The sequence below is a fragment of the Paenibacillus sp. J31R109 genome (genome assembly GCF_059692055.1).
Genome location: NZ_JCAUAR010000001.1, coordinates 85,257 through 97,909, shown reverse-complemented (window position 1 = coordinate 97,909; position 12,653 = coordinate 85,257). Strand labels below are relative to the sequence as shown.

9 protein-coding genes are annotated in these 12,653 nt (G+C 47.5%); 3 read left to right on the top strand and 6 right to left on the bottom strand.

What is annotated here, in order from left to right; all coding sequences use genetic code 11:
* Positions 1 to 52 precede the first annotated feature (52 nt).
* Positions 53 to 343, bottom strand: coding sequence for a hypothetical protein (locus tag AC58QT_RS00375; RefSeq protein ID WP_497407259.1), 291 nt, complete (start codon positions 341 to 343; stop codon positions 53 to 55).
* A gap of 409 nt (positions 344 to 752) precedes the next feature.
* Between AC58QT_RS00375 and AC58QT_RS00370 the strand changes: the two genes are divergently transcribed.
* Entirely contained in the window at positions 753 to 2,918 is a 2,166-nt protein-coding gene (locus AC58QT_RS00370) for an S-layer homology domain-containing protein (protein WP_497407258.1), read from the top strand.
* Positions 2,919 to 3,225: 307 nt separating this feature from the next.
* Positions 3,226 to 3,597 carry a hypothetical protein gene (locus AC58QT_RS00365; RefSeq protein WP_497407257.1) on the top strand — a complete coding sequence of 124 codons (372 nt, stop codon included), beginning with the start codon at positions 3,226 to 3,228 and terminating at the stop codon, positions 3,595 to 3,597.
* A gap of 53 nt (positions 3,598 to 3,650) precedes the next feature.
* On the opposite strand, the gene AC58QT_RS00360 is transcribed toward AC58QT_RS00365, so the two are convergent.
* The 5 genes from AC58QT_RS00360 to AC58QT_RS00340 form a co-directional block, all read right to left on the bottom strand.
* On the bottom strand, positions 3,651 to 4,757 hold the full coding sequence (locus AC58QT_RS00360; protein ID WP_497407256.1) for a rhamnogalacturonan acetylesterase: 1,107 nt from the start codon (positions 4,755 to 4,757) through the stop codon (positions 3,651 to 3,653).
* A gap of 25 nt (positions 4,758 to 4,782) precedes the next feature.
* On the bottom strand, positions 4,783 to 5,979 hold the full coding sequence (locus tag AC58QT_RS00355; RefSeq protein WP_497408066.1) for a hypothetical protein: 1,197 nt from the start codon (positions 5,977 to 5,979) through the stop codon (positions 4,783 to 4,785).
* Positions 5,980 to 6,074: 95 nt separating this feature from the next.
* Positions 6,075 to 8,642 (bottom strand): exo-rhamnogalacturonan lyase family protein, encoded by a 2,568-nt coding sequence (locus AC58QT_RS00350; RefSeq protein WP_497407255.1) that lies wholly within the window; start codon positions 8,640 to 8,642, stop codon positions 6,075 to 6,077.
* A 124-nt stretch (positions 8,643 to 8,766) separates the two neighbouring features.
* Complete coding sequence (locus AC58QT_RS00345; RefSeq protein ID WP_497407254.1) at positions 8,767 to 11,109, bottom strand: helix-turn-helix domain-containing protein; 2,343 nt, start codon at positions 11,107 to 11,109, stop codon at positions 8,767 to 8,769.
* Between the two features lie 217 nt (positions 11,110 to 11,326).
* Positions 11,327 to 11,875, bottom strand: coding sequence for a hypothetical protein (locus AC58QT_RS00340; RefSeq protein ID WP_497407253.1), 549 nt, complete (start codon positions 11,873 to 11,875; stop codon positions 11,327 to 11,329).
* A gap of 205 nt (positions 11,876 to 12,080) precedes the next feature.
* Here AC58QT_RS00340 and AC58QT_RS00335 point away from each other — a divergent pair, with 205 nt between their 5' ends.
* Positions 12,081 to 12,503 carry a VOC family protein gene (locus AC58QT_RS00335; protein WP_497407252.1) on the top strand — a complete coding sequence of 141 codons (423 nt, stop codon included), beginning with the start codon at positions 12,081 to 12,083 and terminating at the stop codon, positions 12,501 to 12,503.
* Positions 12,504 to 12,653: the final 150 nt, after the last annotated feature.

Below are 12,653 nucleotides of genomic sequence, written 5' to 3'. Positions count from 1 at the left end.
CTATGAAAAACTCATATCTAGGCCCTGCTTAAGCAGGACCTCAGCAAAGACACTATTGGAATCTTTTAACGATATCTAGCACGTACTTGATCATCACAGCGAGACCGCATAGGAAGTAAAAAATCACGATAATCCAACCTGTAGGATCAAAGGCAGTCATAGACAATAGTACAGTCAGTGGCAGCACGTAGTAGAGGACATCTTTCAAATAACCTAACACGAGTGTAGGACCAAAGGAGCCTTCCCAGAAGGATTTGAAGAACGCGATAATAAAATCAATCAGCATAAACCCAAAAATGCCCCAAAATGTGTAAATTATCCACCCATCCAGTGTATTAGTCACTTTTCATCACCACCTTCCTACATACTATGCTAGGAATAGTGTCAGGTGAGAAAGGCGTGGGCACTACCTGTTGAGACCAAAATGTTTCCCAATTTAATACTTACTTCATTTAGCTTTATTTTCCTTCTCGTTCAATGAGGTTTTAAGAAAAATATATTACTTATTTTTGAAAATAAGACCGAGGTTATCGTCAGAATCTTTGAAAATCCACTTCTATATAGCCGGTAGATCACGTAAGCGCAACCAAGCTAATGATATGAAGCGACGAAAATTAATTTCCTTTATTTACAAATCTACACCCAGAAAAACCCAACAATTTCCGTATACTGTAACTAGCTTAACATCGTAAGCAAGATCAGCATATTCGCAATTTTCTACTCATTTATTTTATTAAGGAGAGAAGAAAAAGATGAAGCATTCGCGCATGAAAAAACTGCTTGTACCCACGTTAGCCCTTACACTTGTGATGGCTACGGGAACTACGGCCTTCGCACAGAATGGTCGCGACCACAAAGACGATGATCGTTCCAACAACTCACGCCAATCCTTTGACAAACGCCCTTCTGCGGCAATCAAGTTCGACTTCAAAGATATCAAAGGTAAAGAATTCGAATGGGCTTTAAACTACATCATGAGTCTAGTCTCTAGACGCATTTTCGATGGGTATCCTGACGGTACCTTTAAACCGCAAGAAACGGTCTCTCGCATAGAAGCAATTACGGCAGCGGTTCGACTAATGGGGCTTCGCGATCAAGCTGAATCAGCCGAAGAGAAAGCAACCAAGTTGAATTTCAACGACGCAGCGAGTGTGCCTTCCTGGGCTGTCGGATATGTTGCGGTAGCGCTAGAGAATGACCTATTCGCCGAGTCCGATACGAATGTCAATCCAAATCAGCCAGCAGATCGGTTGTGGGCCACGACGCTCCTAGTCAAAGCATTGAAACTTCAGGACGAAGCTGAAGCTAATATGAATGCAAGGCTTTCATTCTCGGACGCAGCGAGCGTTCCTGCTGGATCCGTTGGCTATGTCAAAGTTGCTGTCGACAAAGGGCTTGTGAATGGTTTCGAAGATAACACATTCCGTCCCAAACAGCTTGTAACTCGCGCACAAATTGCTGCTTTGCTGGATCGGGCAGGTAATCAATTACCAAATAATATTGACGGTCTTGTAACAGGAACCGTCTTAGCACCAGTCAATAGCAATATTTTGACCGTACGTACGAACGGCCAGAACCTTAATCTGACCTTGGATCCTAATGTGTTTATTTATCGGAACGGCGCTAAAGTCAGCCCATCTGCTTTGCAAACAGGTGATGTCCTGAAGATTCGATCCAATGATGGCTACATCATTTATATTGAAGTCACACAGCCAAGCGGTAGTAATCCCTCAACGCCTACACAGGCCATTGGCGTGAAGACTGGCATGGTGACCAGCGCGATTACAGGGAATACACTTACCCTGTTAACGAATGGGCAAACCATTTCACTACCCGTGAACAGCAACGTGCTTTACTTCCGGAACGGATCGCAAACCACAGCCTCTGGCATACAAGTCGGTGACATCGTGAGCACGCGTTCCTATAACTATGGCGTCAGCTATGTGGAAGTAACACAGCCAGTGGGCACCAGCGGCACGCCAACCAATTATGCTTCGACGATTACAGGTACGTTGTCTTATCCGATTAGCGATAACACCATGCTGGTAACTACTTCTACTCAACTTCAAGGCATTCCACTTGGCAGTCAGACGATTGTATACAAAAACGGTGCATTTACGACCGTATCCGCACTGCAGGTTGGCGATGTCCTGACAACCTATGCCTACAATAGTGCGGCAGCCGTCATTGAAGTTACCAAGAGTGTGTCACCATTGACGACGACAGGCGAGTTGACTGGAACTGTTACGGGGACGCTCAACAATAATGCCATTACACTAACGAGCGGCGGCCAATCTTACAGCCTGCAACTTCATGCGAACACCTCCATTTACTTGGATGGCACGCAAACAACGAGCGGCGTATTACAGCCAGGCCAAGTCATCAAAGCGCATTACTATAACGGCGTTATCCTGCATGCCGAAGTACTAAATCGCGCAGATGGCACAGCTGTTACACAGCCTACTATTAACCAACTCACCGGGACCATCATTTCGGCGACAAACAGCCTCCTAGTTGTTGTAAGTGGCAATCAAGCTCAAGCGATTCCCTTGAATGACAAAGCTTTCGTCTATCGAAGCGGCGTTCAGGTAAGTGGTTCAGCACTTCAGTCCGGCGATGTCGTCAAACTCCGCTCCTACAATAACTCAGCCATTTATGCCGAGGTCACACAGCTTACCAATGGCAACAATCAGAACTTCAGTGTTTCTGGGACATTTAACAGTGTAACCTTTACGAATCAAGGCAAAATGGCAACCATCACAATCAATCAAACCGGTACGAACGGCAGCAACGTGACGACGACCTACAACGTATCATCCAGTGTAACGATTACAGGCAACATTTCAAATTTGGTACAAAACCGTCCTATTACCCTACAAGGCACAGGAGCCACAATTACGAAAATCAACATTCAATAATCAAAAGAAGGTCTCCCATAAGCCATAATTTGGCGGGAGGCCTTCTTTTTTGAATTGGCACGTGTACCTGCCACTCAAATTACAAACAGATTGCTGTGCTCATGTTCGTGTTCGTGTAGGTCGTGTCGCTGTGGAAGCATCAAAGATGCAAAAGTACATCCTTTTGGGATGTATGTATCCTTTCTATTTGAAATGCCTGCGAATATGCAGGTATTTCTGGGGTTCTAGATCTTTTTGGCTCTTTTTGGTGCAAAAGCCTGCACATTTGCATTAATTCACCAAATTTAAGCTTTTTCGCTTAAAATAGATGTATTTTTGCATCTTTGACGCTGGATTTCAGTGCGAGAGGCGCGGGGGTGGAGGAGGTGTTCGAGCGCAGCTAGGCGGCGAAGATTCTGGTGCTGCTTGGTGGCAGCGAAGAATCGGACGCTGCTTGGTGGCCGCGATGAATCTAGCGCTGCTTGGTGGCAGCAATGAATCGGACGCTGCTTGGTGGCCGCGAAGATTCTGGCGCTGCTTGGTGGCAGCAATGAATCGGACGCTGCTTGGTGGCCGCGAAGATTCTGGCGCTGCTTGGTGGCCGCGAAGATTCTGGCGCTGCTTGGTGGCCGCGAAGATTCTGGCGCTGCTTGGTGGCCGCGACACTACCAAAAAAGGAGCCAAGCGCATACGCGCTTAGCTCCTTTTTCGCTCTCACTCTGCCTTAGCCTTCCCCGCTCTTACGGCACAGCCTCACCGCAAATACAAGCTCAGCGGCTGCAGCTTCAAGTCCTTCAAGCCAGCATGAACCAGCTTCGCAACTTCAATCCCGCCCAACTGCTGAAAATGCGTGTTGTCTTCTACGCCATCCGGGAAATTCATGAACTCACCTGGCGCAAGCCACATGAATAGCCGTTTCGTTCCTTCGGGTCCTAGCGCTTCAAACAATGCCTTGCTGCTTGCAGCCAGATCGATCAAAGGTACTTCTTCCGCCGCTGCCAACTCGCGCATCGCAATCAGATAGTCACCATGTGTATCACGCAATGTGCCATCTTCTTCGAAGAACCGACGCTGCACGGATGTGACCAGAATCGGGTATGCGCCACGCGCCCGGGCACCGTCGATGTAGATTTTCAGCGTTTCCTTGTAAGAGGAAAATGGCTCCGTATATCGCGCTTCGTCCGGCTTCTGGTCATTATGACCGAATTGGATAAGCAGGTAATCATGGGGTTTAATTTTGCTCCAAATCGTATCCAATACACCTTCACCGATAAAACTCAATGAGCTCCGACCCGACAAAGCATAATTAGCTACCGCTGCATCGGCTTTGATGAACAGTGGCAGCATTTGACCCCAGCCCGCATACGGATAGCCATCTGACGGCTGATCGGTCACGGTTGAATCTCCTGCTAGAAACAACGTACAAGCTGTAGGCATCGGCTCAATTTCCAACGCATTGATGCGCGGTGCTCTACCTGTGAATGTGAACTTCAGTTGCGAATCCGTGACCCAAATCGAGAAGCTCGCACGCGCAAAATGTCCCGCAGATGTACGCTGCTTATGAAGCAACATCCTTCCTTCGCCCGTGGTGACCGTCGTTTCTGTTTCAGCGATTTCATCGCCTAACAGGATCGAAACGCGATACGTCCCGTCAGGAACATCTACCAGAAACGACGTATCCAACGGAATACAGAAATCTCTACGCAATGCACCAGGCTCGTCTCGATCCTTGGCATGAACATTCTTCACATTGCTAAAACCATAGCCAGTCGATACTCCATACTCGCTATACGGCGTAATCTTGGTGTAGCCCGCCTCCGGGTTCCCCACCCCGAAATCGAACTTTAATGCGTGTGTCATCGTAGATTCCCTTCCTCTTCTAACGTTACAACGGAATTTCACCGCCTGGATATAAGGTTGAGCTGGACAAGCGTTTGGGCTGCGGCAGTTGTGTGCCGGATAGTCCTTCAACCAATGCAAGCGGTCCACTTGCATAAATAGCTGCCGTGTCATCATTATAAATAATGACTTGCTCCGTCCCACTACCACATACATCGGCATGTACGGCATATCCATTTAGCGGAAATTCAACAACAACGTTCATCTCACCATCATACAAAGATGGCCAAACCCCGCCTCCTCTACGGTAGGCAAGTATCAGATCGGCAGAACCCGCTTCCCATCCGCGGAGTGGCTCGATAATGGTTAACCAACCGTCCGTTTGACGGTCTTCCTTCCATATCTCAACACCTTCGCTGTCGAGAAGAAACAGCGCATCTTTCCCTTTAAAACCTTTCCCATCATCCTCACGAACGAGACGATCCAGTCCAGCAATCTGTAACCCTGGTTTATCACTGCAGAATCTGCCCAGAGCGATATGCTGCGATTCAATAGAACCTTCGTAACGCCAGAGTTCTTTGCCAAAACGATCATACATCACTGTAACACTTCCGCCAATTACAAGCTCCGGATGTCCATCCCCATTCACATCTCCGACCCATATACAGTCTGCATGATCATCAAGATCCCGACAGCTCCACAGCTTCTGACCGTCATGGTCCAGCAAATCATAACCAGCCATGACCTCGTCTTTGCCATCGCCATCCAAATCATACACCCATGGGAAATGCCCTGGATTACCTTCGTGTGTCCATAGTAGATTAAAATGAAGATCGAACGCCCACATTGTGTGATAACGATCCTTCAAAATAATATCACTGGCATAAGCCCCGCCCGTCAAGTTCGCCACGATAATGCAATCATGCGCATGCTCACTCGGCAGCTCGTACGAAGCTTTCACCTCACCAGTCCCCCCGTTCAGGATGAGAAAACGCCCATCCATCACGCATAGAACCTCTAACTGACCATCGCCATCGATGTCAGCGATCTGTGCGGGATAGTCCGATCCCGCACTGCCAGCTCCTGCATCTGGCTTGCCTGTTTGCCATAGCACATTGCCCTCCAGATCAATTGCCGTCAGGCATTGCACCTGATGGGGAATATATCGAACATCCTGCCGGTTGTCGGGATGCACAAGCAGCATCTCCATGCGACCGTCACCGTTCAGGTCGCCTAGGAGCATTTTGCAGCGCGGACCAGCGGCACGGATATCTATTTTGCCAACCAAATAAGCTTCTTTCGTTCTAACTTCCACAGCACATCTCTCCTCACATTCCATTATTGGGGCAGCCATTCCGAGATAAGCTCAAGCGCGATAATCGTATTTAATGACCATTGAGCAGCTTCATTCGTGTTCATCCAATCGATCTCATGCAAGGTGTCCACGTGAGTAACGATGGTGGCGTCCTTCTGAAGGTCTACTTTGGCAAACTCGTTCCCCAGCAAAATGGACCAACACTTCTCCGCAGTCTCATCGTCCCGCTTATAAAATGCGCCATACGCAGTAATCGCTGCACTGAGCACAGGATGCTCAAAATGTTTCGTCGAGATCTGACCATGCGTCAGCTTATCCTTTTGCTCCTGTGTTTGGTTATAATACACGCCGAGCTCTGCCATCATGTTTTCCCACTCAGGGTCCTTTAACATACCAGCCAGCTCGAACCACACTTGCGGTCCTCCCATACAAATGGCCAAATGCCTGCCCCAATTATCATCACCAAGCGGCGAGAGCACGCCAGTCTTAGGATCATACCCATAGGTGGGGCCCGAAATGAGCCCATAGTTAGCGTTTTTAATACAATTGATGCCTACTAAGATTTTGTCCCGATAGGAAGTATCCTCATAGCGCTCCCAACGCGTCATCCAGTTCGAGCTGAAAGCCGCCCAATCTGGACCTACTCGGATATGCGTGGGATGTTCATCCTTCGGAAAATAAGCTCGCATCGGATCCAAATTCACTGTCGTGAAATCCGAATCACGCACTTCATCCATGATATCCCCGATTCGCTCATCAGCGGTTAAATAATAAAAATACCGATGCAAGCCCGCCATCCCAATGCGAGCTTCCTTGCAACCGCAGCCCCAGTGAACCACATTATGCCTGGAACCAAGTCCTGCATATTCACCAAAATGATACAAATCCACTTCACTGGTGTGACGAGTCATGGCTTCTGCCATTCGAAAAATATCCGCTTGACCCGTGCGGAGGAACATCACCCACAGCCACATGTTAGGCGCGAGCTCTGTATTTTGCCATGCACAGCCGCCTAAATCATAATTCCAAACATGTCTAACAGGATCATAACTATGCATGTAATCGCCATAATCCCAGAAACCATACCACTTTCGCTGCTCAACTTCATTTTGATAAAAAGAAATAATCCCATCCAGCCGATTCTCCAACTGTACTTTCACAGGATGATTGCGGTCTGGTAAACTCCAATAGCCAAAAGCCCCTGAAGCGTGATAGTACGCTGGTTCGCACACAAGAAGCGAAGGATTCTGCGTCTCCTCCTGCATATGCACAAGAAGCTCCTCATCCGGCGTTTCCTTGGTACACCACAGCATCAACTCACTCGTATTCGCTATACCATATGGTGTAGCACGGAGCTCTTCCGCTCCTTCGTACGAGGATTCTACATGCGTTTCTGTATCATAATGACGAAGGTCCATCGCTGCCCCGTCTGGTGACCACAACCAGATCGTAAACGCAGCCTCCGCCCCGGCTGAACCTTGTACCTCTAAGCTTGAAGGATGCTTCTCCCAAAAATGACGCAGCCCCACCGCTAAGCCACCGCCTTCACCACCGACATAGCCCAGACCACCAGCTCGCGCGCCGTCAGTTACTTTAACCCAACTACAGCCTGCTTGGGTTCGCTTCCAAATACGATAATGCTCCGACGAATCTTGCACGAGCTTAAAGCTATCCCAAGTGGCTGAATCATCCAGCAGTCCAAGAAAATAAGCATCTTCTGCAGGGTCAAAAGAGGTCAGCTCACCTGCTGTTTGACGCTCAAATAACTCCCTGTACTTCCCTTTCGTTCGACGGGTATGTAAGGTTTTGGGCGATTCGCTAAAATACCCACGATCTCCCGCCAAACGGATATGCCGATTGTATTGGGCACCTCTCATCGGCACCGTGAAGCGAATACCTAAGCCTTGGATGAAATCCTCGTGCGGATTCCCATCATAATGAAACGTATGCACAAGTTTAATCGTTTCCTGCCCCGCATACACATACATGCGCAGTGTAAAAGGCAGCCACTCTCTGGTTCCCGTCGTCGAGCGGAGTCTGCCGTCTAGCTTAACGACTGCCCGAATGGGTCCGTCTTGTTCAATAACCGTGCGTACGACTCGGCTTTCAAAAGTCTCCTCACGACGAATGCGAACACCGGATGCTTCGCTCACACTTTCAGTCAGGCCAATGAGCTCGCCACCGCTGCAAATCACGTTGCCCTCACGAACAATACGGCGAAGCCACTGTTTTCCCAGCTTACCTATCGTGCATTGCATAACGCCTGTATCCAACGTAATGGTCTCATCCGTTTCCGTTACGAGAATACGATGATCGGAATCGGGACCTTTCCCTTTACGAATTGTTAAGTCATTTGTTGATTCTGGGAGTACGGTTGCCGAATGCGCGGACCATTTCACACTGCCATCCGGCCAATAAGCCGTAGGCCAGCTTTGCACCGGTACAGCTCCTTGACCGTCGGCAGTTTCCAACCGCAATGACTCCTCACGCCCCAGCTCACCTTCGCGCCAAGGAATTCCCCATGTTAACCCTACAGGGTTAGATGCTTCTTTGTTTAACCAACGCAGCTTAATTGCTAGATCCGAAGCCAAGCGATCATCTCCTTTTCACATGTAACCTCATTGTAAAAAGTGAAGATCTTGCGAACAAGCGGACATTATTGCTAGGAGGTGATCCCGGTGTTTGCACTTTTTTACCGAACTAATACATTGTTGCTTAGGAAGTTCGACTGAGCTCGCGATAGCGTGTGGGCGTCATGCCTTCCAGCTTTTTGAAAATCCGATTGAAATACGTATGCTGGTAGCCCACTTGATCGGCAACATCGTTAATCCGCATTTCTGATTCCCGCAGCAACTCTTTGGCTTTGTCCATACGCAGCTCTGTCAAGTAATCAATAAAGTTTTTGCCAGTCACTTGCTTAAACGATCTGCTAAGGAAAAAAGGATTTGTCCCCGTATGCTCCGCACAATTATCCAGCGAAATATCCTGTCTATAATTATTTTGCAAATAAATCATCGCCTGTTCAATAATACGTTTCACTTGGGCATCTGAACGACCCGACATCTCCTTCATAAAAGGTTTAAGCACTTTTTCTTGAAACCACGCAAGAATACGCGTGGACTCCCGAATCTGTGAAAGTTGTTCATACAAGTTCGCACCCTTGAAGAGACGATTCGGATTAATCCCAGAGACCATAATCGCATGCTGAACATTCCCAAGCAGATGCAGCATCCCTTGCTGAACCTCAATTTCCTTGGCCCCTTTGCAGGTTAAAACGTCCAGGAAGGAGACCAGCAATTCGCTAGCTTCCCCTTCTTTTCCTGTCCGTAAGGCTTGTATGAGCTCCCGCTCTTGTGTAAATGGATATTGCAATTCCATGTCTTCATCTCCTGCATCATTGTCTTGCTCCATATCGATAATCTGGTTCACATTCTCGAAGTATCGATAGCTTACCGCTTGCTTGGCTCGTTCAAATGCGATAGGGACATCCGAAATTAACGGGACAGGCCGACTAATGGCCAAGGTCATGCGCATTTTCAAAATACGATTAATCGACTGCTTCAATTCATCACTAAAGGCTTGGCAAGCATCTGTATAGGATTGATCCTCTGGCAAGATAAGTAGAATACCCGCTGTTAGATCATGAAAATTGAGTGTATGACTTTGATCAAAATAAGGTGCAGCCAGCTCTTCGATCATATTCACGGCCGCGAAGGTCACAAGACCCTCTTCCCCAAGCCGGAAGTTTCCTTCCACGCTGGACATCCCAATTAATTGGACGTAGAGAACAACGAACTGCTTATTCTTCACATCCCACTTAAACCGCTCCATTCGATGGCGCAGATCGTCCTCTGAATACGCATTCAAATAACCTTGAAGCAACTGGTGCATAAAACTGTCCTGCAGGTGGGGAAGCTGTTCTGTCAGCTTCGTATTCAGTGCCAAGCTCTCATTATGCAGTTGCATCCATTGGGTTTCGAGCAAGGTGAACTCACACTGCGGTGGGTTCGATGAGCTGCCCCCCAGCATTGTAACAAGCCTTTTGACAGGCACATAAATACGTCTAGATGCCAGCCAGGCCAGCAAAGCCGCAAGCAGCAATACCGCGAGACTTACTGTAATAATCAACTTGGAAATAAAAACGACCGGTGAAGTGATACTCGAAATCGGTGACGCGGATACATAGGTCCAATCCTCTGCTATTCTGGCTAAGCTGCCGTATGAAACGGTGTACGTAGAGCCTTTCCAATCCATAAAGAAGGAACCCTTTTTACCTGCCAGTGCGCCAACTTTCTCACGAAGAGCGCTTACAAAAGGCGATGTGGACGTATTTCCGTTAGCTGATACGAACAACTCTCCAGCATTTTGAATCAGAAACGTCTCCCCGCCATCATAAGGCGTCAACGTATTGAGCATATTGGCCATCTTCTGGCTGTCAAAACGGAAAACCAATACCCCGAACGGATTCAGACTGCCACCGGGAATTTGATGAACGAGCGTTAAATCCTTGTTATCGGGACGATTCGCATCAAACGACCACTGCGTCCAGTAGGTTGTATTTTGACCATGGATGAGCGGTTCATATCTGGTTGCGGTCGCTGCTGTACGATCATCAATCTTCATGTACTCGGGATTGAACAGCACCGAGCTTGTTCCACCAACGTAAAGTTCGGCATGCTTCACCATGGCATTCGAGCCTTGCATCGCAACTAGCGTTCTAGTAATATCCTGTGTCCGTTCAAAATTCCGCACAAAATCATACCCATTTAAGCTATAGTCAAATTTATTATCGAACGCCCAATGGGATAGCAGCAGCTCTAAATTGGCTAATTGGTCATCGATATTTTGCGAACGTTGTTCAATTTGTCTGTAATGCAGTTGCAGCAACTCGCTTTCCACGCGCCCGCCTGCCATCCAATACACGAGCACCCCCATTAATAGCCCTGGTATGCCGGAGACAATGAATATCGTGATCAGGCTCTTTTTGTAAAAGCGTCCTTGACCGCCGATCACCTTATTTAAATTTTTTGCTAGTCCTTCTTTAATGGCTCGTAACATGCCCTCACCAACCGTTCGAAAGTTTTGTTTGGAGCGAAGACTTCAACTTAGAGCGTATAACGATTGGCGCTGGCATGGAAGTTAATTTCCAGAGGAAATACATGACTTTTCCGACTTTTTGTGTTTAAAATGCAGTGGTAACCAACTCTGCGTCCCACAGCAGGATGCACGCCATAAAAAAAGCAGCCCCCAAAATCAAGGAGCTGCTGCCTATTGCTTATATCGAGAAATTTTTCATCAGTGGCATAATGAAGGAAATAACGCCCATACCCAGCTTCATAAAACTGCCGATGTTGCCAAAGAGGCCCCCTGCACCTGCACCAGCTCCTGCGCCCGCTGCTTTACCAGCTGCACCTTGACCGAGTCCACCTAACAATCCGCCGGCAGAACCTCCGCCGCCAAGTAGCCCACCAAGACCTCCGCCGGATCCTCCGCCACCAAGCAATCCGCCGAGTCCACCGCCGCCAAACATCCCTAACATGTTACCCAAACCACCTAAACTGCCTAAACTGGAAATCCGTGCTTTCGAATTCCCTTTTTTGCGAGGGAGTTTCTGCTTTCCTTTAAAACCTTGCAGGATAACTTGATTGGCTTGAATGTCTTTCAACACGCCATAGTAATAGGATCCATCTTTAAGCACGACACAGACAGGAGTTCCTAAATTAGCTTTGGCTTGTGCAGCAATTTTGACTGTCGCGTCATAGGCCGATTTTTGCCCGTGATAACCACGTCTTTGTTGCCTTTTGCTCTGATATTGGGTCTTCATGCTGCTCACGCATCCTTTAGTAGACATACTTAGTCTTGCTATCTTATGTTGAGCAGACAAGAATGGATTGCGCTTTAAGAACAATATTATTCGTCTCTCAAGCTTTATTGCCTTCAGCGTTTTCTTAAACACAGCGAGGAACTTGCGATTGCAACGCCGAATAAGACAAGTAAGTTAATTACGTGTCTTCAGGGGAGGTTGTATTGTGAAACCAAGAATTACGGTGTTAACATTAGGTGTAGATGATCTAGAAAAATCATTACATTTCTATCGAGATGGATTAGGTTGGTCCACAGATGGCATTATTGGAAAAGAATTTGAACATGGTGCTGTTGCTTTTTTCGACTTACAAGCTGGTTTGAAACTCGCAATATGGCATCGTGCCAGTATCGCTTATGATACGAAGTTAACACAGACAAAACCTAGTGCAACTGAATTCACACTTGGACACAATGTCACTAGCAAAGAAGAAGTAGATCAGGTCATGGAACAGGCGAGAATAGCTGGCGCAACCATAACCGTCTCCGCTCATGACACTTTTTGGGGAGGTTATTCAGGATATTTCCAAGACCCGGATGGTCATGTTTGGGAAGTTGTCTGGAATCCACAGTGGGATAGCGCGGAATAATGTTAGAGGCATATAGGGAAGTCATCACGTAAGAAAGATGCGAATACGCATCCTTTTCTACTAGAGAAGTCACGATCTATTAGGAAAGATGCAAATATACATCTTTCCCCACCAGATTTATCCTTTTTGTGAAATATCGGTAAAAAAGGA

Coding starts and splice junctions, on each gene's coding strand:
- AC58QT_RS00370 (WP_497407258.1), top strand. CDS start 753: ATGAAGCATTCGCGCATGAAAAAACTGCTTGTACCCACGTTAGCCCTT.
- AC58QT_RS00365 (WP_497407257.1), top strand. CDS start 3,226: ATGTATTTTTGCATCTTTGACGCTGGATTTCAGTGCGAGAGGCGCGGG.
- AC58QT_RS00360 (WP_497407256.1), bottom strand. CDS start 4,757: ATGACACACGCATTAAAGTTCGATTTCGGGGTGGGGAACCCGGAGGCG.
- AC58QT_RS00355 (WP_497408066.1), bottom strand. CDS start 5,979: ATGCTCCTAGGCGACCTGAACGGTGACGGTCGCATGGAGATGCTGCTT.
- AC58QT_RS00345 (WP_497407254.1), bottom strand. CDS start 11,109: ATGTTACGAGCCATTAAAGAAGGACTAGCAAAAAATTTAAATAAGGTG.
- AC58QT_RS00340 (WP_497407253.1), bottom strand. CDS start 11,875: ATGAAGACCCAATATCAGAGCAAAAGGCAACAAAGACGTGGTTATCAC.